We start from the raw sequence: 24,472 nt of genomic DNA on the forward strand, positions 1-24,472 counted from the left end.
CGGTTTAAATGTTTTCATGCCTCCTTATATCAAAAACCGGGGCTGTTGCCGATCATGAATTACTAAAAATGTTTCCCCGACAGGCTCCTAGGTTCTTCTGTGACTCTTGAATTAATCTTTTGAGTTCATCGGCAAGATAAAATGGTAAAACGTAAATATTTTCTTTTGAAAGGGGTAAGCCTCCGTAAAGAAGAAAGGAGGGGGTATTCGTTGCCATTTTGGTATGGTAAGTTTTTAAACTCACCAAAAAGTTTTCCTTAAATCGTTCTGATAATTTACATTCAACTGGATAAATAAGTCCTTTATATTTTACGCCGAAATCAATTTCTGCTCGGCTTGAAAGTTTCAAGCCAAAGATATCATCTTCAAATTGCGTTTTTAATGAAAGGGCTACGGCATTTTCGATGAGCCCTCCCATGGGAGTGCGTGTCATGGAAGATGATAATTCCCGGATGCTTCCGGTGGGGATGCCCTTCAGTCTTAAATCTCCTAAAATGCCGACATCATAAAGATAGCGTTTGGGAGAGAATTTGTTTTCCTCGGGCTGTAAACCAAGTTGTTCACATTTGATAAGTAAATGCCATTTTTCAAGTCGGGCATAGATAGAGGCCACTTTTTTGTAGCCTGGACTATCTACCCTGACAACGTGGCTGTCTTTGCTGGGAGAACCAACGTTGGAAGCCACTGCTTCCAGGCACCTTCTGAAAAGATTCACATCATCGATGGAAAAATAACGGACAAAGTCGTCTTCATAAGTTTTGTAAATATCAGCCCGCACTTTTCGGTAATCTTTTTGATCTTTATAGGCACGAACCACTTCTGGAAGCCCACCCACGTTCAAATAAAGATCAAAATACTTGGCAAACCTTTCATGACTGATGGTTGACAGTGTGTTCCCTGCGTGGAACTTCTCCATTGTTTCAACCAATGAATCTTGATCCATGGCTTTTAAAAATTCCTTGAAGGTCAAGGGCCATAAGGTGAAATAGGTTTCTCTTCCCACTGGTCTGCGGGGTGTTTCACGATAGAGTTCGTTGATAAGGGAGCCGGTAAGAATGACTGTGGCTTCTTTCCATTCTTCCTTCATAAAGCGTACAAACGAACCCAGCTTTTGGGAAACTTGAGCTTCATCAATCACGAGTATTTTTTGAGTCGGATTGAACTGGTGTTCCCCTTGAAGGTAATTCTCAAAATCCTCGAAGTTTTCACAACGGTCGATTTGCGCTGCGATTGATGGATTTTTTTCGAGATGAAGGAGAAGGAAAGGTTTTTCTTGGAGTAAATGAGAAATCAGCGTTGACTTGCCCACCTGTCTGGCTCCAGAAAGCACCAGCACATTTTTGTGTTGAGTTTTTTCTTCGATAGTTGCTTTTAACGGAGATTCCAAAAACCTCGGGAAGTAATTCATGCCCTATTGTTTCCTTAAATTTACGTAATTTCAAGAATTATTTTACTTAAATTTACGTAAAATTAAGGAGATTTCAAAGCTTAAGGTAAACTCACCCCATAACTATTAAGGATTCATATATAGTATGTTGAATTTATTTATAAAATTAAACAATACACAGGGCATGCTAATTGCTTGTATTTCAATAAGATATGGCATTTATTGCTTCAATAACAGCAAGTTTTAAGGATGTCTTAGCTCAGGTTTCTCAGGGTAAGAAAGTAATTCCTATTCAAATTTACGATATCCCTGAAAATCCTGAGCAGAAAGTAGTTGAATATCAAGATACCCACGGCCAACTTATCCGCACCCAAACATATCATCCCTATGAATTGGCTTCGTTGCTTAATCAATTAAGCAGTTCCGCTAATGGGAAGCCCCCCGTATTTTATGCCGGAGCTCCCCATGATTATTTTTTCTTTTATGATACAAATCAAGATGGAAAGATGGATGGCCATGTCGCTGTCAACACTTCCACTGATACTTCAAACATAGAATATCTTTCCTATCATAACCCCAGACACCAACAAAAAATTCAGGTCTCCTTCCAAAAATTTGCTAGCGATTTTGAAGATATTGCCAGAAAAATTTTAGCTGACGAAAACAAATACTTTCCCAATGCCTCCTACGAATCTTTGCAATGGGCTAAGGCTGCTGTAAAGCAATACCTAAGGCTGATAAAGGAAGTTTCCATTACTGCAAGAAATGACCGTTTTCAACTCATGGCGCAACTCATGCACTTTCAAGCGCCTATGAGCCCCTTACTAAACCGTATTGCCAAGGGCATTTTTGAGTCAGCCCAAAACAATGAACCTGTTAATCTTTCCCAAGCCTTGGTCGCTTTCAAAACCACACAAGCGGCCTTTGAAGCACGCTATCCCTACTTGAAATTGATCCCGCCCTCCAAGGGCAGCACTGATTTTGTGCATCCCGGCTGGACAGTGACCTGGCGTGAGAACGGAAAAGTGATTCCTGTCAGTGAGGCAGTTCTGTATTTATTTGAAGGCTTCTACCAGGATGCGGGAATTGATTCCAAAGTCTGGGTACGAGTAAATTATGATCGGTCTCACCTCGATAAACAGGGCCTTGATGGCAGTACGTGGAGTATGGGCTTACAGGTGTATGGTAGAAATGATTCTGATACGACAATGTCGCCTTTTGAAGTCACCTGTGTCGAAGCCGGTATCAATTCCATTATCCCCAATTTAAATCATGATCCAGCGGAGCCGCAAATGGGCAGCGAGCAATGCACACTTAAAATGGGGCCGGCCGAAGCGCAAACTTTGAACCCCAGTTTTTCTGCTCCTCATCTCCCTCATTATGAAATTCTTACTTCTCAAGGAAAAAGAGATGGGATCCGCCATATAGAGGAGATCCGTTATATTTTCCCCGACGAAAAGGAAAGCCATCTGACTGAAAAAAGAGATGAGCTGGGTGTGGTTCCACAAAGCTACCTTTATACGGTGAAAGTCTATTTTGAATTGCCTGCTTCCCTAGCTGGGCCCCAAGATCAAGCTAAGATCAATGAACTCTATGACACTTTGGCACAAACACTCTATCCTTACGCCCGCTATGCACGGCTTAATAACCTAGAACCACTCACTGTATTCTTAACCGAACCTTCCCGGGCTTATGAAGCCATGAGAGAAGCAGGTTATAAAGGAGAAGAGGATATTGAAGAATTTAACCAAGAAGAGAAAGAGGCGGAAATAACACCGGATTTATTTGTAGGCGTTGCAGGCCGGGCATTTACTTTTCACAAACGTTCAGGCCATGCCATCTGGATGCTTGCCAATACGAATCCGGCCCTCATGCGTGAAGTAGGTTCACATGAGATTACGCATCTGTTGCCTATGGATGAAGATCCTCAGGCCCTTTATGCTGTAGTGAACATTTTTAACCAGATATTCGAAGGTAATTTCGAGGAAATGGCCTCCTATGTGGAGCTTTTAGGCCTGAGGAACAAGCTGGAGTATCAGGCACAAAAAAAGGGGCCCGATTTGTCAGCGCAGATCAGCGATGTTGAAACCAAATTGGCCCCTTATTCCCAAAAGATCCTTCTTTATTTTCCTTCACTTTACGCATTTGAATCCACACTTGTTTTTGATACTCACGGAAATTTCATTCACTTTCAGCCCAGGGAGATTGTGCCTGAATTGATGGCAAGCCTGCGCAATCAAGGCGGGGGAAGACCCATGGTAGAACAAGTGAGACCTCAGCTGGTGCAAGCTGAACTCTGTGGATATGAGACAGCACAGGGGGTTAAAGCCTGTGACCAACACCTCACTCTCTGGAGCAATTCGCCTTTTGAACAATTTGAAGTAAAAGACCCCCAGGTTTTTACAGCCCAAATCAAAGCTGCTATTCAAAAGAAGAATCAAAATCTGGATAAACTGCTTTTTGCGATGAGACTTGTTTTAAATAAATACATGCAACAAAAAGAGCCCTCGAAAACTGCCACTCAAAAAACTTTGGGCACTCTCATCTCTATCCGTCGCCGTTATTTAGCCTTGGCCAAAAGATTAAACATGAGCTTTAAAAGCCTGGATTCCATGTCACAAAATACTAAAGGCAGCGAGGTTGTCATTGATCCGGCCACACAATTACTGCTCAGTTTTGCTGATGAGGTGTATCCAAAACAACATTCGGTCATTACTCCTTTATTGGACGTTATTGATCACTTAAAAGAAAAGGATGAAGAACTGTGGGTGCTCTTAAATCTGGCGCGTGGGGGTTCCTCTGCCCGAAAAGCCTTGGATCACTTAAAAGCGAAGGGTATCCAACTCGCTAAAACAAATCCAGATCAGCTACGAGGGCATTTAGGGCTTATTTGGGATTGTTTGCTCAACACAGGGAATGAAGCCATTGAAGTTTATGCGGCTATCTATCCATTTATTTCCGGCGATATCTTAGGTTCCTATGAACAAATGGACAAGGCACCCACTGGGGGCGAAGATTGGCGCACGGATAAAGAATATTGTTTTTTTGAAATGGCCCGTGAACTAAGCAAAGAGGAACTAAAAGATTATAGAAAACTTTACCGTGATCTTATTTTTCCGATTTGGGAACATGCAGAAGAAGGTCACCTGGCAAAAGCCCTTTATAGCCTTGATTTAATCGCCGCGGATGTAAAAGAGCAGTGGTATTGCGACGATTTTAGCCTCTGGTTAAGAGAGAAAGATAAACCACTCTTACTCGAACGTGAAAAGAACAAGGGAAGATGGGTTAACCAAACCATCGCAGAAAATTTAAACACCCTTTCGCCTGCTCACCAATTTGCCTGTTTAACTTTAACCAAAATAGTTTGGTCTCCTGAGCTTGATTTTTATAGTGAAGCAGATACAACTCTTTTCAAGCTGGCGCTTAGTCAAGTTACAGAGGATGAGGCCAAAATCTATATAGACTTATTTTCAGGTTTCGCGGCAGATCATCCTTTAAATAAGGCGTTAAGAGCCCGTTTTACGTTGCAACGTTATGAAGCCTTAAAAATATGGGGGAAAATGGGGAAAAAAGCCTGGATAAAATTACTCACTGAACGCTTTCAGCAAAATCTAAAACCTGATTCAAACTCCCTACCCGATGATTTCGAAGTCGCCTTTGTCTTAAAAACTTTCGATGGGGTGGCCCTAAACCATTACGTCAATACTTACCGCGCCTTCTTTTTGGCAAACTCCCACTTGCTGTCAGAGGGCTTGTCGTTCGCCAGCTATTTCCAACATCTGGGACGACCTGAAATTGAAAAAGAGCTAGTGACGGCCTTTCTTTCCAATCCCAAGCTTGAAAAATCTAAAAATTCCAAATGCAGTGCTTTCCGGCAGGCACGGCAGCTCGTACAAGAGGGAAAATGGTCCGAACTTAAAGTCTACTTCAAAGATCATGAGCAGGACCTGCCGCCCGTTGCCATTTTTTATCTCATGGATCAATCCACCATTCCAGCCCCCTTGAAGGCAGAACTGTATGAAGCCCTTGCCCCAAACTTAAGGATTGTGGGCGAAAGAAGGCCCTCTGAATTTTTACTTTCATACTATCGTGCGCAAGGCGAAGCCGAAAAAGAGGAGAGAATACTTTGGGTTTTTATGTGGAAAGAGGGTGATAAAAAATCGGAAAACGATTTTAGCAGCAGGTTAGCTGAGCTTCATTATCAGATGAAAGATTATGATAGCGCGTTTGATTTTTCTTATTACGCTTTAGTAGAAAACGATTACGCAAAATGGACGGATTTTATCAAAACTCATATTGTAGAATGTGCTACACATTATGTCTCAAGTATTCTAGACTTACCGGTCAATTTTCAATACAAGTATGCCATCCAAAAATTGAAACACATTGATGAACAATTGAAAAAACACGACCCCGAAGGAGCAGAAAAGATTGAGGACCTTTTGCAAAAATTAAAAGACAAGATGGAAAAGCATGATTTTTAAGGCACTTTCTTAATCAACACCCTATTGAATCCACGAAATCTCGATCTGACTCTCTATTTTTTTAAAGTCACGATCTCCTGTAATCAGAATTCCCTTGTTAAGGGAGGTGAGAGCCGCTGCAAAGCAGTCGGCATAGGGTAGGCCAAATTCGGATTTAAAACTTGCTGCTTCACGGGTGAGGTTTTGGTCCACATCCATGATTTCGAGATTCATCATTCCCATCGTTTTTTCGATTGTGTTTCTCTGTTCTTTTCCATGTCTGATTTCGACAGTATAAAGAACTTCACCCCAATTGACTGTGGAGATGAGGAGTTGTTGATTGGTTTGGGTGGCCTGCGTAAGAAGCTCCAAAACCTTCTCCCCTCCCTTTTGCCCTTCGAAATAGCAAAGGAGGGCCCAGCTATCGAGGATTTTTGGCTTTTTTTCTTTCATGAAGATTGTCGGTTCTGCGGGTTTGTTCAAGAGTTTGGGTGAGGTTTGAACCTTTGAGGAGCCCAAAGGATTGTTTGTAAAATCTCTCTGTGGCGGGATGGAGTAAAATCTCTCCATTTTTTTCTTCAATAAAAATGGTCGTGCCCGCGCTTAAGCCCAATGTTTTTCTGATATCTGATGGGATTACAATCTGTCCTTTGGAGGTAATGGTAGAAGAGTAAGTCATGATAAAATTAAGTTTACTTATTTATAAATGTAAGTCAATCCATATTAAAGCGATATATATCTCATTGAATTTATTGGTAAAATAACAAAAACCTCAATATCCAGAAGGGTCGATTGTATTCCGATCATTTTGAGTGGGTACGTCCTTATCCTTCACTTCAACCTTCATCTTATTCATCTTATCGAGATCATCCTTTTCTTTCCTTTTTTTCTCCTGCTTGGCGGTCTCTCTTTGATTGTCATATTCGTTGAGCTCGAAGGCATCCGCGTTCCCATCATATTCTTTGTCATGGACGTAATTCCCATCGTGGGCGAAGGCAATTTTCAAAGGAAGTACAAGGAGAAGGATGAAAGGAAGTTTTTTGAGAAGGTTAAGATATCTCATGGGTAATTTAACGTACGTCTTGTAAATTTGGTTTTAAGCTGACTTCTTAATCAACACCCTTCTTTCAATCTCAAAAATCTTCTCCGGAATCTTTTCCTTTCCCAAATCTTTTTTGTTGTTCTCTTTGATGAACAGATCAACATCGTATTTTTCGAGAGCGGCCTTGGGACGGATGTTTTTTAGGCCGATTAATTGGAAGGTGACGACTCCTGCATTGATGGGCGCAGCAAGCGGCGCCCCTACATCTAATACGCGGGAGATGGCGTAGACCGTGTCACCGCTGACCGCAGGTTGGGTGTGGTAACCTTCGGTGTATCCAAAATCCATGAGAGCATTTTCCGTTGTGTCGCGGCTGGCCAACCCTGCGAGCCAGGCGAACACCAATCCCCCATAAACAATGGGCTCGCCGCTCATGGCCCCCGTACGGGCCGTAGAGTAGAGGCGATCGTAGTGAAGCGGATGCGTGTTCATCACGCGATAGGTCCAGGGGAAATGCTCGTCGGTGATGGTTCGGCCGTTAGCGTGGACGATGATGTCGCCGACGTTGAAATTTTCGAAATAGGTACCGACTCCCGTCAAGTTTTTCGGAGGATTGGATTTAAACTCCGGTATTTCGACTGTCAGGGTTGGTGTGTCCGGGAAGGGCTGGCCGCTTACGGTAGTTGGGTTGCTCTTTTTACCGCTAGCTGCCACCATGATTTTGCGGTCGTATTGTAAAACCAGTTCATTTTTTTGATTAAGTGCAATGGTGCGGATGGTCACAATGCCGGGCTTACCTTCCTTGGCCTGTTTTTTCAAAACTTTGGTGAGTGAACGAAGTGTGTCGCCGGGATAAACAGGTTTTGTAAAGCAGACATTGTAGTAACCCAGATTGGCGATAGCTTTTTCAGAATCGTTTTGAACTCCCAAAGAAAGGGCAATGTTCATGACCATGAGGGGAGAAACCACCAAATCCTTAAACCCATGGGCCTTGGCAAATTCTTCATTTAAGTAGAGAGGATTGGTTTCCATGAAGGTGGTGGCAAATTCGATCGCAAAACCTTTTGTGATCGTGACTCCGCGGGGGTGGCAAAACACTTCGCCTTCTTCAAAGTCTTCCAACACACGACCGTATTGGGGATATTTGATCTGTTGTAAGGGCAATTCATGAATTGCCCCTACCGTTTTAAATGGGGGGTAGGGGATGGTAGGCATAGGATCTCCTGTGGAATCAATTTTATCCCTTCGACTCCGCTCAGGGCCCGAGATCGGTCATTGAGCGGAGTCGAAATGACATGATTATTATTTCAATTTCTCTTCCAACAACGTCCTTGCAATTACACGCAGCGCAAGCACATCTTCGGCCCCTTCAAAAATACTTAATACACGGGCATCCAAATAATAGCGGCTGACGGCGTATTCCTCGGCATAACCCATGCCACCATGTAATTGCATGGCTTCGCGGGTGACCCATTCAGCCACCTTGCTGGCGTAATATTTGACCAGGGAAGCTTCCATCACACCCTGATGCTGGTCCATAAGGCGTGCGGCATGATAGGTCAGCTGGCGACTGGCCTGAATAATGGCTGCCATGCGGACTAACTTGTATTTGGTGATCTGATATTGGCCTATGGGTTTGCCAAAGACGGAGCGTTCCAGCGAGTATTGCAACGCTTTTTCGAAGGCGGCTTGCATCACCCCCAAGGCCCGTGCGGCTGTTTGTAAGCGTCCGCCGGCAAAACCCGCCATTTGAAGATAGAAGCCCTTTCCGAGCCCGGCATTGCCACCGATTACATTTTGGGCCGGAACAAAATAATCCTGGAAGGAGACCTCAAAGCTATGCATGCCACGATAGCCGATGGTGGCAATGGCTTTGCCTTCGATATGGCCCCCATTGGGTTGGTCATAACTAAAAGAGTGGCCATCAAAGCGCGGTTTTTCAGCGATCAAAATGGAAAGACCCTTGTGTCCTTTTGACAAATCAGGATCGGTGCGCGCCAATACCAGAAGAGTGTCGGCATAACCGGCAAAGGTGCACCATGTTTTCACTCCGTTCAGCACCCAGCCATCGCCCTTGCGCGTGGCAGAGACTTTCATGCTGGCGACGTCCGAGCCAAAATCGGGTTCGGTCACGGCGACCGCGACCATCTTATCGCCCAAGGCAATCGGGGGAAGCCATTTTTGTTTTTGCTCTTCGGTGCCGCCTTTTAAAAGAGCTTTTGCCAAAATTTCGGGGCGGGTGATCAAGCTGCCGGCAGCACCTAAAGAGCCGCGGCTCAATTCCTCCGTCACGATGATCATACCCATGTTGTCGGGCTTGGCGTCGTCTTGGAATCCGCCATACTGTTGGGGAATGGAAAGACCGAAGCAACCAAGCTCCTTTAATCCATTCATGATCGAATCGGGAATGAGGAGATCTTCTCGATGGATTTTCTCGGCCAACGGCATCACTTGGTCTTCAGCGAATTTTTTGAACGTGTCGCGGATCAAGTTTTGATCTTCGGTCAAACCGTATTCACCACCGGATTTGCGGTTTTCAATCAAGCCTGCCAAGGGCTCGAAAAATGAGGGGGAGAGGGTTTCGTTGACGAAATCAATCAAGGCGTTGTCCCAAATGGTCTTTCCCAAAAAATCATGCGCAAGACCTGTTTTGGAAATATGGGGGACGATTTTGGAAGCGACGTCGTTTAAGGCATCGGCCACGTAGAACATGGCGAGTTTTCCTTCGAGCTCGCCACCCAAACGCGCTGCGTATTCCACCACTTGGCTGGCCGTCACGAGTTCGCTTTTGATCCACACGCAATCGGAGGCTAAAACTTGATGTTGATCCAGTTTGGAGACGGAGATTTGGCCTTCTTTGTTGGTTTCTTTCACCAGGAAATTGAGGATGAAATCAAGAACGGTGTTGGCCTGATTTAAATATTGGGAGAGAGTGGTTTTGTTGAATGTCATGGGAAAGTCCTTTATTTTTGTTCTCGTTCCCACGCTCCTGCGTGGGAACGCAGTTTTCCGACGCTCCAGCGTCGGCTTATTGTGTTTCCACGCAGGAGCGTGGGAACAAGCTATACGGAGTCACGAGTAACGATCCACGATCCATCATGAAAAAAAAGCCTTCTGTGCAGTCTCCGGTAATTTCTGGCCGGAAACCTTGGCAATTTGCACAAGCTCCCAATAATAACGATAAGTGGCACGATCGTGGAGTTCCCCTGCATATTGAATAGGGCCCCAGGCGGCTTCCTGGGCGGCAAGTAAGATGTTACAACCTGTTTCAATTTGTGAATAGTCAGGGAGCATGGCGCCCACGATGGCATCGATTTGAGTGGGATAAATGGACCACATTCTTAAAAAACCAAATTCATTGCGGGCGCGGGTGGCATCGGCCTTGGTCTTCTCGAAATCTTTCAAGTCAAGGGTCACATTGTGTGCAGGAACAATGCCGTAGGCCAGGGCGGCCGCACACATATTGCCTTTGGCACGGGCAATAAGGGCATGTTCAAACTGGCCCGGGGAACGCATGCAAGAATCGGGAATGGCTCCGTGGTGACCACTGACAAAGTCCATAAGACCGAAGTCAAGCACCTGCATCCAGGGAAGGGCGGCAATTTCAAAAACATCCTTGAGTGCGCCGTGGGTTTCGATCAACACGTGGATGGGAATTTCGCGCTTCACATTATTTTTTGTGGCCGTTTCCTGGATATAAGAAATCATTTCCTTTACCTGAGAAACTGCGGTGGGCTTAGGAATGGTGATGTAAGCCAATTCATTCCCGGCACCTCCCACCAAAATATCGACGTCTTTTTTCCAGTGTGAATGGGTATAGTCATGCACGCGGGCTCCGGCCATCTTGTGCTTGTTAAGGGGGCCCTTGGCCATGCCCACAATCATTTCGGCATGTTCTTTTTCCTTGCCTGTGGGGGCACCGTCTTCGCAATCCATCGTAATATCAAAAACACCCCCCTTGGTGTTTTGCAATTCCATGGCTTTGGTGATCAGTTTTTCAGAGCCAGCAAAATGCTCGCATGTGGGAATGATGGGAAAGGGTTTTTCACCGGCAAACAAGGCTTCGTTGGGATGTTTTTTCATTTTGTTTTCTCCAATATGTTGGTGGAATGTGGTCCCTGAGCTTCGTTGAAGGGACGGTTCGCTTCGACTTCGCTCAGCGACCGGAGAGTGGTCTCCGACAATTCAATCAAAACACCCCCAGTTGATTTGGGGTGCACAAAAGCAATTCTCTTTCCATGTGCGCCGATACGGGGTTTTTCATCGATGAGGACAACGCCCTTGGCTTTCAGTTCTTTTAATCTTTCTTCAATGTTTTCGACCTCAAGGCAAATGTGATGCAACCCCCCACGCCCATTTTTTTGCAAAAAATTGGAAATGGGGCTTGCAGGGTCGGTGGGGAATAAAAGCTCAAGATTACTTTCCCCTACACCAAAAAAAGCCGCCCGCACTTTTTGGTCAGCCACTTCTTCAATGTGCTCCGGTTTTTTACCCAAAAGGGACTGGTAAAGGGCAATCCCCTTGTCCAGATCAGGAACGGCAATCGCCACATGGTCGATTTTTTTGAACTTAAGTTCTTTCATAGAAAAAAATGAACGTTTGGCTCATAACCTACAGGGGTTTTATCTGTCAAATTTTTATATGGTTGATTTGCTGACATAGGGGCAGGAGATATGTCCCTTAACTAGGGGTGATTCATATCTGTCCGCACCAAATTTTTTCTTTTGCCAAAGAAGTAATGAAGGTTAAGCCCTCCGGCAATGTCTTTATAATCATCCCCATAACGAAAGTTCACACCTAATTCGGGAGTAAAATGACTGCTGACAAGAGTCATGGCAGATAAGTTTCCCGAGACAGAAGGCCCGGTCTGGTTTTTTGTGGCGTAAAATCGTCCATCGTTATTAAAGGGAAAGTAAGGTGTTTTTGGTTTACGAATATGTTGAAGTCCCACATTGACATTACCTTCAAAAATGGTTTTTTTCACGTCCTGACTTTGAAAAAGGGCGCCGAAGCCTCCTTGGACAAAATGTTTTGGACTGAAATAACCGCCGTGTCCAAAGGTGAAGTGGCTTAAATCCCTGTGATAGTTCTGGTACTGAACAAAGGGGCCCACAATGATGTTTTCAAATACACTTGTTTTCCATACCCGGCCTATTTGCTCTCTTAATCCAAAAGTCTGGTTTCCCTTTACGTGGCTTCCTTTTAAGTAGTTCCACAGTATTTGACTTGAAAGATTCCATCTTTCACCCAGGGTTACATTGTGGTCTGCGACTCCCCCAAATCTTAAGACACGTCCCCAATCATCATCGGTGTAGGGATCTTTGAGGCCTGTATAAGACAGAAGGCTTTCATCGGTGGGTTCTGCAAATAAACGTAATGAAACAAAAGCCTTGTTCCACCAGAATGAAATTTTAAAAAAACCGGTGGGAAGGGGGAAGATTTTTCCTCCGATGGGTGTAGTGCCAGATCCTAATTCAATGCGAGAAGGTCCTTCGTGTATGAAACTGATTTCAGGAAGAAGCCCATGGGCCAGTTTTTCTGTGGGGCCAAAGGTAAAGGCGCCTGGTGGATTGGCAGGGCTTCCAATGAGGGAAAGGTTATCCGCTTGTCCTGTTTTGAGCATTACGTGAGAAAGTTTGAATTGAATTTGACTTAAGTCGCTCAACCCTTGTTTAAAACTTAAGGAGGGGAGCATTATTGAATTAAGATGATCAAGGCCGTCTTCCCCTGATTTGAAGCGGCCGCTAAAGCCTAGAGTGACCGAGCTTGTGTGTGTGTTCTCTAATTGGGGGAAAAGATCGGGTTTGTAGAACAGGGCTCGGGCATATCTTTCTTGGTTGAAATTTTTCTGGGCCAGGTTTTTGTTCCATACCTCATCAAAGGCGGGGGACCCTCTTAAGGCCAAAAGGGGTTTTGTGTTTTTAGCCTTGGTGCAGCTGTAATAGGCGCCTTCGGCCATGCTGGTTGAAGATTTCTTTTTGTACAATTCCAAAAACAGGGTGCACGCTTTGGGGTAATCCTTTTGTTTGTAAATATTCCAGGCTTCCACTTCCTGGTTAACGATGGATTTTTTCTTGAAAGATTTTTTGTTGATGGAAGGAAGCGGTTTTGTTTGTTGAGGGATGTTTGGATTGGAACTGTAAGCAGCGCCCTCTTTTGTTTTGTATTTAGAAACAGATTTCTGGTTTTCTTGGGGTAAGCCGGCAAGGGGCACCAGTGCGATTAATCCCATCAGGATGAATTTTTTCATGAAGCGGCTCCTTGGTAAGCCATGCGTGATAATAGGCATAGGGCCGACGAATAATAGTCGTCATTTTTGTCAAGTTTGGGCCAGTTTATCTTTTCGTCGGGGTCCGCTTGTATGAGTGTGGCAATACATTCAAAGCCTGTGGGAGCACGGTAGTCTGAAATGGTATTTGTATTTACATTGATGGTGGCCGGGAAATCGGGATTTTGGCTCCAATAGGCGGTAAAGGGTTCTTTAAGGGGTGTGTCCAAAAGCCCACCCCAAGCCAGGTAGAGCGGGATACGAATGGCATCAAAGCCGAAGTTTTCATTTTGTGCGGAGGACATTGTCTCTTCTTGATTGAAGGTGACCCAGTCGGAGGGAAGTTGCCATTGGCCAAAACGGGCTTTTTTAATCTGTTCCATTCCTGAATCGATAAGGTCTTGCCAGGGGCCATTTGGATCAACCTGTGCAAAGGTTTGGAGGGCAGGGAATACATAATAAGACAAATTCAAAATGATTTCGTTTTCTTTTTGAAAACCAACTTCAGCTGGTAGAAGAATGAAATGGTTATTTTGCGAAATAACCAGCTTCTTTTTGATATCACCCAAAATTTTTAGGGCTCTTTTTTTATGGCTGGGGTTGTCCCATTGTTTTGAAGCTAAAATCAGGGCCCAAGCCACCAGGATGTCTCCATCGGTGGCATTGTTGGGATCAGTGACTTTTTTGTCGAACTTCCATGAAAGAAGCGCATCAGGTCTGGTTTGCAGGTTTTTCCTTGTCCATTTCCATAATCGATTGAAGGTCAGCGGATCATCAAAATGAACCGACAAGATCATGCCATACCCTTGTCCTTCCGAGTGGCTGATATTGCCATTGCCCGTATCGAGCACACGGCCATCTTGGGTGACAAAACGGCTTTTAAAAGCCATCCAAGAAGGATCTGCGTCAGAACATGAAACGCTCAGAAAAAGGACAAGTTGAAGGAGTATTTTCATCATATTTTGATGAGATGTCCTTAACGGTTATTTGAAGACTTAAAATGGCTTACCTTTTTTCGAAGCACGCTTGAAAGTAAAAGGATGAGCCCAATGACAAGCATGATCCATACCCATGGTTTTTTTGAAGCCATGTACCCGGCTTTGCCAATGAAGCCCAGTTTGCCCACATTGTAAGTGGGCATGGTTTTTTGCCAGGCCATCAGATCGCGGGTTTCTTTCCAAATGGTGGTATCCCCTTTTAAGGCGCTCCATAGCGAGCTATCTACCAAATGATTTATACGATTTTCCAAAATCCCGGAATTGGCTGCAGTAACAGCTAACTGGGTTGTCCCGTTTTTTCCTTCAAACATGCTGATAAGGCCGTAGTTTCCAAGACCGCCTTGAGGGCTATTCTGGGTTTGTGTGGCACTTGTTTGGTTTTGTTTGGGCATGTATGAATTGATTTGTGTAAATAGTTTTTCGACACTTAAAACGCCGGCAGGGGCCTTATATGCCAGCGGGAGAAGCGTTTCCACACTTCCTATCAAAAGGGTGTTTTTAGACACACTGGCCTTGGAAACTTGCTCGATTCCTGTGATGGGGTTCCCTGAAATTTGAGCCAGTTTACTGACAAGGGTAAAGGCCGCGGCCCTGTTTTCATTGGCCCCTAAGACAACCTGAAGGTCACCGTTGTTGAAGGGGAAGCCGGTTTTCCCGAATAATTCGAGATTGGGAAGGCTGACATAATGATTGGCTGGGGGAATGATGAGTTCGGAATCGTCATAAAGGGTGAAAAGCAGATTGGCATCCTGAATATAGGTGCAACGGTCGGTAAGCAAGGGAACCATTTCAGGCTGGAATGTGAGTGTATTTTTTCCTGGGACCAAAGATCGCACAGGGAGATCAATGCGATAATCTCTAAACGAGGCACCTTCTTCGCTATTTAATAAAATACCTTTTTCAAAATTATCGTTTAAATTGATGTTGATGACGGAATCTTTTCTTAAGCCGGCTCCATAGGCAAAATGAAGTTTTAGTTGAACCACATTTCCATCATAGGAATAAAAATCGGCAGGCACCCAAAATTCAAGGGCGATGGGTGTTGCGATGAAGCCAGAAAGAGTTTTTGTTTTGTAACCCAGATCTGTCAATAAATAATGACCACTGGCCTCAAGAAGAAGGTTACGTTTGTTGTTGGTAGATTCTTGTGTGATTTTGGTTACATTGAGGCTGGGTGTGTCAGGCAGTGGAAAGTTGAGGTTTAAAAGGCTGTAAAGGGCGGTGGTTACCTCCTCATCGGTGTTTCCCGAAACAACAAGGACAAAGTATTTCTTGTTGTTTGAAAGTGGTTCAATTCCTAAAAATCCATTTTGAATGGAGTTAAGTGTTGCTTTTGAAATCAAGGGAGCCACCTCTTTTTTTAAGCCGACAATGATACTATCCGAATCGTTGGGGAGTGAGGTGCTTTCAGTGATGTTGACAGGGATATATTTGTAGCGCAACCCGACCGATTGTGCAGCCAGGGCGCCCCAGGCAAAATTTTTGGAAATATCGCCCGGCAATGCCAAATGAAGCTTGGCCTGGTTAGTTGCAAGAGGAGTTATTAAATCTTGAAGTTGGGCCAAGGTGGGTTTTTCAAGCGTTTTGGGACTTGTCTCAAGTTTTAACAGGGAACGGTCTGTGTCGATCTGGGTCCATAATTCTGGGGAAGAAGGATCTTCGCAATCAAGGGTGTAATGTAAAATGGCGCTAAAACGGATTTCATTGTACCCCACGCGTAATAAATCCGTTGGAAGATCGATATCCAATTCCACTTCAGGGGCTGTGGCTTTTAACGGTATTTGTGTAATAATTTTTCCATTAAGGCTGATGTTTAATTGGGATCTTTTTTCCAAAAGGGAAAGTGAGTTGGTCAGTTCCAGATGAAGCTGGGCCTTTTCAACCTGATTACGAGGGGAAACAGGAAAAAAGAGGGCTTTGCTGCCATAGCTTCCTTTAAGCCACACACTTTCAGGAGTTTCCATAAGCTTGTTTATAGGAAGCGTATGGGTTGAAGCCTGGATATTTGGACTTGCAAGCAAAGCGAGAAGTACAAACAGTGGGGTAAAGATTGAATGGATTTGTTTCATGATAGTTTCTCCTTCAGGGATTGTTTTTTTAAGTTAAACGCATTCAAGACTGTGTGGATGACCAACCATGCATGCAAATAGAAATATTTCAATCCCATAGCGGGAAGGTAAAATAAAATCTCATGCCATGAGCTGTTATTCTCTTTTTGTTGCATCCATTGTTCCCATAACTCGCTGCTGCCATAGATCAGCGCTATTTTTTCGGCCTCTATTTCGGTGCTTGTGGGTTCAAAGGTAAAGGCGGCCTGTGTCTGGTTGGGTGTTAATTCAAAAGAGCGGACCAACTTTACGCGAAAACGGCATGTTTTATTTTTGTTTTGTATCTCAATAAAATAAGAAGTGAGCGGATCAAAACGGATGCGATTTTCTAGAATGACACTGATTCCCGATGCAGAAACATCGTGCAGGGTTGCTTTCCAATTTTTCTTTTCAGAAAAAAGGACAGCCTTGTTTTTGAGGACAATGCGGGGTTCCAAACGGCGTTGTTGTTCTTCATAAAGAACCCCAAGAACACACAGGATCAGAATAAGATTAAATATTTCCCATACCGTATTAATGGCAAAAGCTTCTATCAGAAGGGGATTGGCCTGATAATGAACTAGGCCCATGGCCAGCGACACAAAAATAAGAATGATGATCAGAAAAAACGGTGTTGCCAGGGGGGAGAGTTGTCCATGGCTTAAATCTTCGCCCTTGGGAGTTACCTTGAAGGTTTTGTTTTTGTTTTTTCCAAATACGCTAAGGACAGATGGAAGAAGATAGACTGAAAGTATGATTTCATAAATTTCAGACATGAGGTTCCATCGATATTTCCCATAAAGCCTTACAAATACAACAAAGGCGGCCATGATATGGGGGACAGTATAGGCCAGCACTTCTCTAAGCGAAGCATTATAGATATGAAGTTTGAAAATGAGAAAAGCACTGGGAACCACAATAAAGACTAAGCGGAAGAGGGGGAAAAACCAAAACAGCATATTGTTGAGGTAGGCTATTTTTTGATACCAGTGCAGTCCCTTGGTTTTAAGGGGGTTGTTTTCCAAAAAGAGTTGTACCATCCCCATGGCCCAACGGGCGCGTTGGGTAATAAAGCTTGAAAGGCTCTCAGGTTGGAGGCCGGCGATCATGGGCCGGCGAAGATAAATGCTGTTAAACCCTGCCGCATGTAGTTTAAGGGAAGTTTCGGCATCTTCGGTCAGTGTTTTTCCGGAAAGTCCCCCCACTTTTTCAATATGAGCCCGTCTCAAAACAGCAGCTGATCCACAAAAGAAGGCCGAGTTCCAGAAATCGAGTCCATTTTGAATGCCACGGTAGAACATGGTGTTTTCTCCGGGCATGGTGGAAAAAGTATGCAGGTTTTTTTCGATGGGGTCGGCATTCACAAAAAAATGCGGGGTTTGCACAAGAAAAAGAAGAGGATCTTCCAAAAAAGGCCCCACGGTTTTTTCTAAAAAATCGGTGGTGGGAATATGATCAGCATCCAAAATAACAACAAGTTCACCCTGTGAGGCTTTAAGTCCTTCATTGATATTGCCGGCCTTGGCATGAAGATTTTGCTCTCTGGTTAAATAGAAGACACCGATTTCATCACATTTCTTTTTCAAAAATGAGTGGCGTGCTTCGGCTTCGAGAGCTTCTTTTTTGTCGGGCAAATTTCTTTTTTGAGAGGTTCCTCCGTCATCCAACAAATAAATTTTTAGTTTGTCTTTGGGGTAGTTTATTTGGATGGCCGCCAAGAGTGTTTTGGAAAGTGTTGCCCAGCCCTCATTGTAGGAGGGGATGAGCACATCCACACTTGGAAGATCTTTGGACCCAAGATCCACAGGAACGGGCTTGCGCCACAGGGGATTTATGTTAACGAAAATTCCCAGCAGATAGACAGCAATGGCATAAATTTCTGCAGCAAAAAGAAGGGTGCCCATGATAAGTCCAACAAACGAGTCAAAAACCATGGTGTGCATGATGCGCCATGCAAGGTAACGAAGGGTGAGAAAAGTAGCCAAGCCCATCATAACAAAATGGGCTGTTTTGTTTTGAGGCGCACGAAAACAGAATAAAATACCGGTCAGAAGAGCGAATGCCAGCCATAGCTGGGCCGAAACATCAACGCTTGGCCAAGCCAAAAACACGCATAGAAAAATAGCCAATACAAAACCTGCCAGACTTTTGTTGAAAGTAGGTGTTTTCATTATACAGAAACATGTCGGGGAGACCCCGCAACGCGGGGCGGCCTCCTTTGTCGGGGAGACAGGATTCGAACCTGCGGCCCCCTGCTCCCAAAGCAGGTGCTCTAACCGGGCTGAGCTACTCCCCGAATTTTAAGAGTGACTTGAGGGTTTTTAGATAAAAACAAGGGCTTGTCAATCAAACATTCATAAAGCTTTCCCACAGGCATGGCCCGAGGCCCAGGCCCACTGAAAATTATAGCCTCCCAGTTCGCCCGTCACATCAACAACTTCACCCACAAAAAAGAGCCCAGGTACTTTGGCTGATTCCATGGTTTTCGATGATAATTCATTCGTATCAATTCCACCCTTGGTGACCTCCGCTTTTTGATAGCCCACTGTTTTTTCTGGAACGACTGACCAATGGTGGATGATATTCGCCATTTTTTTGAAAAGGGTGTCCGGGACCTGATTTAATGGGATCGATTTTATTTCCAATGTGTCCAAGAAAAACGAAACCAAACTTTGGGGAAAAAAGAGCGAAAGAAAATTTTTTAGTTCAATTTTTTTGTTTTTTTGTTTTTTTAGTTTCTCAAATAAATCATTACCGGGAAGCCAATCGATGATGATGGGTTCACTGGCATTCCAATAAAGCGAGCCCTGAAGGGCTGCCGGCCCACTTAGTCCTGCATGAGTAAAGAGCAGGCTTTCCTCAAAAGATTTTAATTTTGTATCAAGCCTGACATCGGCAGATACACCGGATAAGTTTTTTGTTTTTTCCAAAAGAATCGATGGCAGGACAAAGCCATCAAGCGCTGGGCTCACAGGTGTTATTTTTAATCCAAATTGATTGGCAATATCATAACCTATACCTGTAGCTCCCATTTTTGGGATGGAAAGTCCCCCAGTGGCTATGACCAGGGTTTGGGTCAGGAAAACTCCTTGGTCGGTGTCCACTTCAAAACCGGAAACGGTTTTTTCAAGTCCTTTTATTTTTGTTTCAAGCCAAGATTCTACCTTGCCAGCGATACTTTCTGTTTGGAGCATTCCTAAAATATCCTTGGCCGAGCGCGTACAGAAAAGTTGGCCCGATTTTTTTTCATGATAAGGGATGTTGTATTGTTCGACCCATTCAATGAAATGAAAGGGTGTGTATCGTGAAAGGGCCGAAATACAAAAAGAGGGATTTTGAGAAACATAATTCTGGGGACTTGTCCCTATGTTGGTAAAATTACAGCGACCCCCACCCGAGATAAGGATTTTGGCCCCCATTTTTTTGTTGTGTTCGATAATGCCCGTTTTTTTCCCTTTTTTTGCCGCTGTGATCGCCGTCATTAGCCCGGCGGCACCTCCACCTAAAACCAGCACATCGTATTTGAATTTAGGGGTCATCTAAAAGTCTTTCTTCTCGATTTTAAATAAACTTGCTACACTATTTATAATTGAACCATTAAAAATGTACTCACGAAATATGAATCAACCATAAAAACTTATGGAACAAAATCAGAAACTAGCCTTGGTGATGTCAGGGGGGGGTGCCCGTGGAGCCTATGAAGCTGGCGTGGTCCATTACATACGAACGATGCTTCCCACTGAAATTTCAAAAAAGACACCTTTTGATATCTTGTGTGGATCCTCTGTAGGGGCCATTAACGCCTGTTTTTTGGCTTCCACCAGCCATAATCTGGAATACCAAGGGCAAAAAATTCATGATTTCTGGTCGCATTTAAGGCAGGAGGATGTTTATGCCCGCGGAATGCGAAGTCTGACTCACTTGCTAAAACGTACCTTATACGGTGTTTTTCGTAACCTGATGAGTTCTATTAAAGACAAGTCAGATGAGGATGCGAGGGTTTATTTCCGGGGAGTCATGGATACCACGCCCCTTTCACATTATTTGCGTAAAGTGATTGCCTGGAAACAGATCTCGCTGAATATTTCGAATGGTTCACTCAAAGCCCTTAGTATTACCACCACCAATGTGCATTCAGGAAAACTGGAATTGTTTATTGATAAACATCCCAGCATTCAATACACCGGGCGTCATACAACCCATTTTACCTCTCTTGATCCTGTTCATGCCATGGCTTCAACGGCCGTTCCCATCCTGTTCCCGGCTATTAAAATACAGCGCAACTATTATTGCGATGGGGGCTTAAGGTTAAACACGCCCATGTCCCCTGCCATTCAGTTGGGAGCGGATAAGATTTTGGTGATAGGGTTGCACCATACCTCTGAACGTGCCGAGCAGGGGGAGTTTGAAACCTTTGTTGACAATGACAAGCCCCCCACCATGGGTGAAATTATTGGTCAGCTTCTCAAAACACTGTTTGTTGATCGCCTGGAATATGATGTGGAGCAGCTTAACCGTATTAATCGTGTCATTAATTATGCAGAGAATATTTATGGGGCCGACTTTGTAAAAAAAATAAACGACTATGTGGCCCAGCAGCGTTTGCGTCAGGATTTTGAGGCCAGGGGGATTAAAAAACTTAAGATGATGAGTATTTTTCCCAGTATGGATATCCGTAAAATTTTTTCTGATAGTATTTATAACATGGAATCGGTGAATAAATTGATGAGCACCATGGAAAAATCCCTTCTAAAAATAATGGATGTTGATTTGGCCCATGGCAAGGATTTTTTGAGTTTTATTTTGTTTGCTCCAGCTTATATCAGCAAAATGATGGAACTGGGTTTTGAAGATGCCAGGGCTCATCATGATAAACTAATAGAATTTTTTCTAAGCTAAAAAAACACAAAGGTTGTTGTCATTGTCTTTGGGTGATATTTTTTTCAGCATTATTTCAGCTTGTGCAATGAGTTTGTCTAAGCTTTCATGGTGTTCGTTTAATGAAATAAGAATAGCACGTGCTGTAAGGAAATAATTGTCTTCTTTGATCATGAAGGGAAATTTCATGATTTGCCCTTGCATGCGTTCCCAAACAGCTTTTGCTTGGTCCAAGCCCGTATGAGTAAGCAGCAGGGCAAAGTAGTCGTCTTTAACGCGGGCAAGCAGATCACTTGATCTTGTATTTCGTGAAAGCATTTGACCCAAATCTTTTAAAATTTGATCCCCCACAGGGGTTCCATATTTCTTGTTGATTTCAGAAAACTGGTCGATGTTTATTAAAATAAGAGACAACGGAAAATGATAGCGTTTGCTCCTTGTTTTTTCTTCAGCCAGACGTGTCTTAAGGTAGGCCAGGTTATAAATTCCTGTAAGAGGGTCTTTTAAGAAAGGGGTGTTTTCGCTGTTTGAGAGATTTTGATAAATTTGTTGCCAACGTTTTTTCTCAATGGCGCGGTGAATGGCCATATGTAAAATGACGGGAACCAATTCTTCTTTTGAAAGGGCATCGCTTACCCCTTCGCTTAAAGCACTCACAGCCTTTTTTTCTTCCCCTTCATTTGTAAGAAAAATGATGGGCATTTTTTTGTTGGTGACATGATTGATTGTTCTTATCCAAAAGAAGGCATCCTGGGGTCCTTTTATTTGGGAATCGACAATGATGAGTTGATATGAAAGCCAATGGGATGAATTAGGTTTCAGGTTTTCAGGCAGTATAAAATTAAATTCAAGATCGGATAGTGTAAAAGACGCAAAAACCTCTTTGAGGCTTTTTGGCCCGATAACTAAAATATTCTTTTTTGAGGCAAGCATCTGGATAAACATTGTAACAAAACAAAAATAAAATTGGATTAAAAATATTTAAAAATATTATATATTTCAATGCATTGCGTTAATTTTAAAAAGTAAATCTTGACGCATCAGCCCATAAATATTGTATGAAAGTTTTCAATGACTTAAGGGTGAATTTAAAGAAGTATTTTCCAAAATAATAAGTAAGGGAGCCAAAAACTAAAGGACGCCCCCAAAAAATAATTTTTGATTGAATCAAAAGGAAGGGCAGGATAAAGGGAAAGAGTTTTTTCGCTCCCATCGTCTAGTGGCCTAGGACGCTGGCCTCTCACGTCGGTAACACGGGTTCGAATCCCGTTGGGAGCGCAACGATTTTCCGTAAGGCAAAATCGTTTTTCCATTCTTCTATTTTCGGGGTATTTTGCCTTCGATGTTGGCGGAAAATCGAGAAAATAGAAAATGGAGAATCGAAAATAGAGGTTTTGAATCCATTGATCTTAAGAAAGGAACCTTATGAAGATTGAAGAAATGGGTGAGTGTACAGTCAGGGCACGTTTGGCGACCATGGTTCACAAAAATGCGGGGGCCAAGTTGATTGCTCTTTTGGTGACAGGGTTGGCTGTTGTTATTGTTTATTTCTTTGTGTGTCAGAACCAGCGGGCCCAAAATTTATTAGATTTACAAAAAGTGGTTTTTGAAAATGGCTCGGGCATCAAAGCGATTGTGGATCCACATGAATCTGGTCCGGAAATTCTTTTGTCAGATGCTCAAGGTATCTTACGAATCAATTTTCATGTGAAGGAAAACAAGACGCTTATGGTTTTGAAGAATTCCCATGCTATGACCCATTTTATCTTGTCCGGTGGTAGGTCCTTACCCACATTATCTATAGGAGAAACTCAAGAAACGGCAGTCAATTTAAATCTTGAAAATCTTGGTCCCAATTTTGGTTTTTATGGGGCCGGGCCGCGCTTGAATTTAAAGCCCGTGCAGTCTGAAGGGAAGATGGGTTTTGAGATTTTGGATGGTCATAATCAGGCTCGTATTTCACTTGGATTAGATGAAAGTACAGCGGTTCTTTCTTTTTTGGATGAACAAGGTCGTGTCAATACGCAGGCTCGGGTGGATGTAGAGGGAGTGCATCTTTTACTGATGGATTCAAATAATCTTGTTCGTGCTCGTGGATCCATTAAAAATGATGAAACTGAAATGACTTTTTTTGATTCGTTAGGGCGTAAACGTGCAGGCATTATCTCAGAAAATGGTAGTCAAAATCTGGTTTTTTTTGATGATAGCCAGGTGGCCCGTGAAGCGATTGCGTTAGGTACACAAAATATTAATTTCAAACTTTTGGATTTTGAGGTTCCTGCTCCAGAACCAACCCTCATACAAGAGGTGCTTCCAACAGTTAGTTTGTTGGTTGAATAAAGTTTGTTTTGTCTTGGCGCCGCTTTGGTATTTTTTGTTACAAAGTTTTTAATTATTTCAAATTACACATCAAAACTTTTTGTTGTTTGTAAATTCTCAAGTGAGGGCATGGCCGGCATTTTGGGTTGGATGTTTTCGGCTTTTTTCAGGATGGAAGAGGCTATTTCCAAAAATCTTTTTGCTTGGGCCGATTGGGGAGCTCTTATAACGATGGGAGTGCCCTCATCGCCTGCAATACGAGTTTCAAGTTCAAGAGGAATTTCACCCAAAAAGGAAACTTTCATTCTATCGGCTGTTTTTTGACCCCCTTGGTGAGAGAAGATGTGCTCTTCGTGTCCGCATTTGGAGCAGACATAGGTACTCATATTTTCAATGATTCCCAGAATATCAATATTCACTTTTTGAAACATGTTTACGCCCTTGATGGCATCAGCCAAGGCCACATCCTGGGGGGTGGTTACAATCACCACTCCTGTTACCTGTAAATGCTGGGCGAGGGTGAGTTGAATATCGCCTGTTCCTGGAGGAAGGTCTACCACCATCACGTCTAAATCATTCCATTTTACATCATCAACAAATTGCTGAAACAGGCGCGAAATCATGGGGCCACGCCATACAACGGCTTCATCGGGCTTTACAAAAAAACCAAAGCTCATCAGTTTTAAATTATGTTTGACGATGGGGATGATTTTTTTATCGATATCAATAATGGGGTCCTGATTTTTCAGACCAAACATGATGTGTTGGCTTGGGCCGTAAATATCGGCATCAAGCAACCCCACTTTTTTACCTTGGGCGGCCAGGGCACAGGCCAAATTGGCAGCTATAGTTGATTTGCCCACACCCCCTTTTCCGGAGGCCACAGCGATGATTGTTTTAACATTGGGAAGAGGCATAATTTTTTTTCACGGACACTTCGACTCCGCTCAGTGACCGGATAGGGAATACGGTCCCTGAGCTTCGTTGAAGGGACAGGAGTTAACGATGCATTAATTTTTTTACAGTTTCG

Annotated in this window: 19 protein-coding genes, 2 tRNA genes and 1 pseudogene (1 of these 22 cut by a window edge); 4 read left to right on the forward strand and 18 right to left on the reverse strand. The window is 43.6% G+C overall.

Annotated elements, in window-relative coordinates; translation table 11 throughout:
• Positions 1-52: 52 nt before the first annotated feature.
• Positions 53-1,408: a hypothetical protein gene (locus A2048_06025; GenBank protein OGP11051.1), complete on the reverse strand. Its 1,356-nt coding sequence runs from the start codon at positions 1,406-1,408 to the stop codon at positions 53-55.
• Between the two features lie 191 nt (positions 1,409-1,599).
• Here A2048_06025 and A2048_06030 point away from each other — a divergent pair, with 191 nt between their 5' ends.
• Positions 1,600-5,871: a hypothetical protein gene (locus A2048_06030; protein ID OGP11052.1), complete on the forward strand. Its 4,272-nt coding sequence runs from the start codon at positions 1,600-1,602 to the stop codon at positions 5,869-5,871.
• A gap of 21 nt (positions 5,872-5,892) precedes the next feature.
• On the opposite strand, the gene A2048_06035 is transcribed toward A2048_06030, so the two are convergent.
• The 13 genes from A2048_06035 to A2048_06095 all read right to left on the reverse strand — a co-directional run bounded on the left by A2048_06035 (position 5,893) and on the right by A2048_06095 (position 19,784).
• Complete coding sequence (locus A2048_06035; GenBank protein ID OGP11053.1) at positions 5,893-6,303, reverse strand: hypothetical protein; 411 nt, start codon at positions 6,301-6,303, stop codon at positions 5,893-5,895.
• Positions 6,272-6,529 (reverse strand): hypothetical protein, encoded by a 258-nt coding sequence (locus A2048_06040; GenBank protein ID OGP11054.1) that lies wholly within the window; start codon positions 6,527-6,529, stop codon positions 6,272-6,274. Before A2048_06040 ends, A2048_06035 begins: the two co-directional genes overlap by 32 nt.
• Positions 6,530-6,622: 93 nt before the next feature.
• The gene (locus A2048_06045) at positions 6,623-6,913 is read right to left on the reverse strand and encodes a hypothetical protein (protein OGP11055.1); all 291 of its coding nucleotides are present in this window, start codon (positions 6,911-6,913) and stop codon (positions 6,623-6,625) included.
• Between the two features lie 33 nt (positions 6,914-6,946).
• Positions 6,947-8,107 (reverse strand): acyl dehydratase, encoded by a 1,161-nt coding sequence (locus A2048_06050; GenBank protein ID OGP11056.1) that lies wholly within the window; start codon positions 8,105-8,107, stop codon positions 6,947-6,949.
• Positions 8,108-8,194: 87 nt separating this feature from the next.
• Positions 8,195-9,844 (reverse strand): acyl-CoA dehydrogenase, encoded by a 1,650-nt coding sequence (locus tag A2048_06055; protein ID OGP11057.1) that lies wholly within the window; start codon positions 9,842-9,844, stop codon positions 8,195-8,197.
• Between the two features lie 144 nt (positions 9,845-9,988).
• Complete coding sequence (locus tag A2048_06060) at positions 9,989-10,975, reverse strand: aldolase (GenBank protein OGP11058.1); 987 nt, start codon at positions 10,973-10,975, stop codon at positions 9,989-9,991.
• Complete coding sequence (locus tag A2048_06065; protein OGP11059.1) at positions 10,972-11,475, reverse strand: methylmalonyl-CoA epimerase; 504 nt, start codon at positions 11,473-11,475, stop codon at positions 10,972-10,974. The genes A2048_06060 and A2048_06065 overlap by 4 nt, the downstream gene beginning before the upstream one ends.
• Before the next feature lie 101 nt (positions 11,476-11,576).
• The gene (locus A2048_06070) at positions 11,577-13,142 is read right to left on the reverse strand and encodes a hypothetical protein (protein ID OGP11060.1); all 1,566 of its coding nucleotides are present in this window, start codon (positions 13,140-13,142) and stop codon (positions 11,577-11,579) included.
• Positions 13,139-14,116, reverse strand: a complete 978-nt coding sequence (locus A2048_06075; protein OGP11101.1) for a hypothetical protein — start codon at positions 14,114-14,116, stop codon at positions 13,139-13,141. The genes A2048_06070 and A2048_06075 overlap by 4 nt, the downstream gene beginning before the upstream one ends.
• A gap of 20 nt (positions 14,117-14,136) precedes the next feature.
• Positions 14,137-16,227 carry a hypothetical protein gene (locus A2048_06080; protein OGP11061.1) on the reverse strand — a complete coding sequence of 697 codons (2,091 nt, stop codon included), beginning with the start codon at positions 16,225-16,227 and terminating at the stop codon, positions 14,137-14,139.
• Positions 16,224-18,416 carry a cellulose synthase catalytic subunit (UDP-forming) gene (locus A2048_06085; GenBank protein ID OGP11062.1) on the reverse strand — a complete coding sequence of 731 codons (2,193 nt, stop codon included), beginning with the start codon at positions 18,414-18,416 and terminating at the stop codon, positions 16,224-16,226. The genes A2048_06080 and A2048_06085 overlap by 4 nt, the downstream gene beginning before the upstream one ends.
• A 47-nt stretch (positions 18,417-18,463) precedes the next feature.
• Positions 18,464-18,541: transfer RNA gene (locus tag A2048_06090), tRNA-Pro, on the reverse strand.
• A 58-nt stretch (positions 18,542-18,599) separates the two neighbouring features.
• Positions 18,600-19,784 carry a hypothetical protein gene (locus A2048_06095; GenBank protein OGP11063.1) on the reverse strand — a complete coding sequence of 395 codons (1,185 nt, stop codon included), beginning with the start codon at positions 19,782-19,784 and terminating at the stop codon, positions 18,600-18,602.
• 100 nt (positions 19,785-19,884) lie between these two features.
• Between A2048_06095 and A2048_06100 the strand changes: the two genes are divergently transcribed.
• Positions 19,885-21,144 (forward strand): hypothetical protein, encoded by a 1,260-nt coding sequence (locus A2048_06100; GenBank protein ID OGP11064.1) that lies wholly within the window; start codon positions 19,885-19,887, stop codon positions 21,142-21,144.
• Here A2048_06100 and A2048_06105 read toward each other — a convergent pair.
• Together A2048_06105 and A2048_06110 are read right to left on the reverse strand one after the other, a co-directional pair.
• Complete coding sequence (locus A2048_06105; GenBank protein ID OGP11065.1) at positions 21,136-22,068, reverse strand: hypothetical protein; 933 nt, start codon at positions 22,066-22,068, stop codon at positions 21,136-21,138. The two genes, A2048_06100 and A2048_06105, sit on opposite strands and share 9 nt — an antisense overlap.
• Positions 22,069-22,141: 73 nt before the next feature.
• Positions 22,142-22,336, reverse strand: coding sequence for a hypothetical protein (locus A2048_06110; protein ID OGP11066.1), 195 nt, complete (start codon positions 22,334-22,336; stop codon positions 22,142-22,144).
• Between A2048_06110 and A2048_06115 the strand changes: the two genes are divergently transcribed.
• Positions 22,329-22,404 (forward strand) — tRNA-Glu (locus A2048_06115). The two genes, A2048_06110 and A2048_06115, sit on opposite strands and share 8 nt — an antisense overlap.
• A 144-nt stretch (positions 22,405-22,548) precedes the next feature.
• Positions 22,549-23,463: a hypothetical protein gene (locus tag A2048_06120; protein ID OGP11067.1), complete on the forward strand. Its 915-nt coding sequence runs from the start codon at positions 22,549-22,551 to the stop codon at positions 23,461-23,463.
• A gap of 62 nt (positions 23,464-23,525) precedes the next feature.
• Here A2048_06120 and A2048_06125 read toward each other — a convergent pair whose 3' ends face one another.
• Both A2048_06125 and A2048_06130 read right to left on the reverse strand, forming a co-directional pair.
• Positions 23,526-24,359, reverse strand: a complete 834-nt coding sequence (locus tag A2048_06125; GenBank protein ID OGP11068.1) for a hypothetical protein — start codon at positions 24,357-24,359, stop codon at positions 23,526-23,528.
• An 82-nt stretch (positions 24,360-24,441) separates the two neighbouring features.
• Positions 24,442-24,472 (reverse strand): annotated as a pseudogene (locus A2048_06130) (hypothetical protein) (it continues 1,118 nt past the right edge of the window).

The sequence above is a fragment of the Deltaproteobacteria bacterium GWA2_45_12 genome (assembly GCA_001797365.1).
Classification (GTDB): Bacteria; UBA10199; UBA10199; order UBA10199; family UBA10199; genus UBA10199.

What these genes read in the sequence shown, in the direction of transcription:
- A2048_06065 (OGP11059.1), bottom strand. Translation starts at nt 11,475, where the DNA reads ATGAAAGAACTTAAGTTCAAAAAAATCGACCATGTGGCGATTGCCGTT.
- A2048_06120 (OGP11067.1), top strand. Translation starts at nt 22,549, where the DNA reads ATGAAGATTGAAGAAATGGGTGAGTGTACAGTCAGGGCACGTTTGGCG.
- A2048_06105 (OGP11065.1), bottom strand. Translation starts at nt 22,068, where the DNA reads ATGTTTATCCAGATGCTTGCCTCAAAAAAGAATATTTTAGTTATCGGG.
- A2048_06025 (OGP11051.1), bottom strand. Translation starts at nt 1,408, where the DNA reads ATGAATTACTTCCCGAGGTTTTTGGAATCTCCGTTAAAAGCAACTATC.
- A2048_06080 (OGP11061.1), bottom strand. Translation starts at nt 16,227, where the DNA reads ATGAAACAAATCCATTCAATCTTTACCCCACTGTTTGTACTTCTCGCT.
- A2048_06075 (OGP11101.1), bottom strand. Translation starts at nt 14,116, where the DNA reads ATGAAAATACTCCTTCAACTTGTCCTTTTTCTGAGCGTTTCATGTTCT.
- A2048_06110 (OGP11066.1), bottom strand. Translation starts at nt 22,336, where the DNA reads ATGGGAGCGAAAAAACTCTTTCCCTTTATCCTGCCCTTCCTTTTGATT.
- A2048_06100 (OGP11064.1), top strand. Translation starts at nt 19,885, where the DNA reads ATGGAACAAAATCAGAAACTAGCCTTGGTGATGTCAGGGGGGGGTGCC.
- A2048_06095 (OGP11063.1), bottom strand. Translation starts at nt 19,784, where the DNA reads ATGACCCCTAAATTCAAATACGATGTGCTGGTTTTAGGTGGAGGTGCC.
- A2048_06055 (OGP11057.1), bottom strand. Translation starts at nt 9,844, where the DNA reads ATGACATTCAACAAAACCACTCTCTCCCAATATTTAAATCAGGCCAAC.
- A2048_06060 (OGP11058.1), bottom strand. Translation starts at nt 10,975, where the DNA reads ATGAAAAAACATCCCAACGAAGCCTTGTTTGCCGGTGAAAAACCCTTT.
- A2048_06085 (OGP11062.1), bottom strand. Translation starts at nt 18,416, where the DNA reads ATGAAAACACCTACTTTCAACAAAAGTCTGGCAGGTTTTGTATTGGCT.
- A2048_06070 (OGP11060.1), bottom strand. Translation starts at nt 13,142, where the DNA reads ATGAAAAAATTCATCCTGATGGGATTAATCGCACTGGTGCCCCTTGCC.
- A2048_06045 (OGP11055.1), bottom strand. Translation starts at nt 6,913, where the DNA reads ATGAGATATCTTAACCTTCTCAAAAAACTTCCTTTCATCCTTCTCCTT.
- A2048_06050 (OGP11056.1), bottom strand. Translation starts at nt 8,107, where the DNA reads ATGCCTACCATCCCCTACCCCCCATTTAAAACGGTAGGGGCAATTCAT.
- A2048_06040 (OGP11054.1), bottom strand. Translation starts at nt 6,529, where the DNA reads ATGACTTACTCTTCTACCATTACCTCCAAAGGACAGATTGTAATCCCA.
- A2048_06035 (OGP11053.1), bottom strand. Translation starts at nt 6,303, where the DNA reads ATGAAAGAAAAAAAGCCAAAAATCCTCGATAGCTGGGCCCTCCTTTGC.
- A2048_06030 (OGP11052.1), top strand. Translation starts at nt 1,600, where the DNA reads ATGGCATTTATTGCTTCAATAACAGCAAGTTTTAAGGATGTCTTAGCT.
- A2048_06125 (OGP11068.1), bottom strand. Translation starts at nt 24,359, where the DNA reads ATGCCTCTTCCCAATGTTAAAACAATCATCGCTGTGGCCTCCGGAAAA.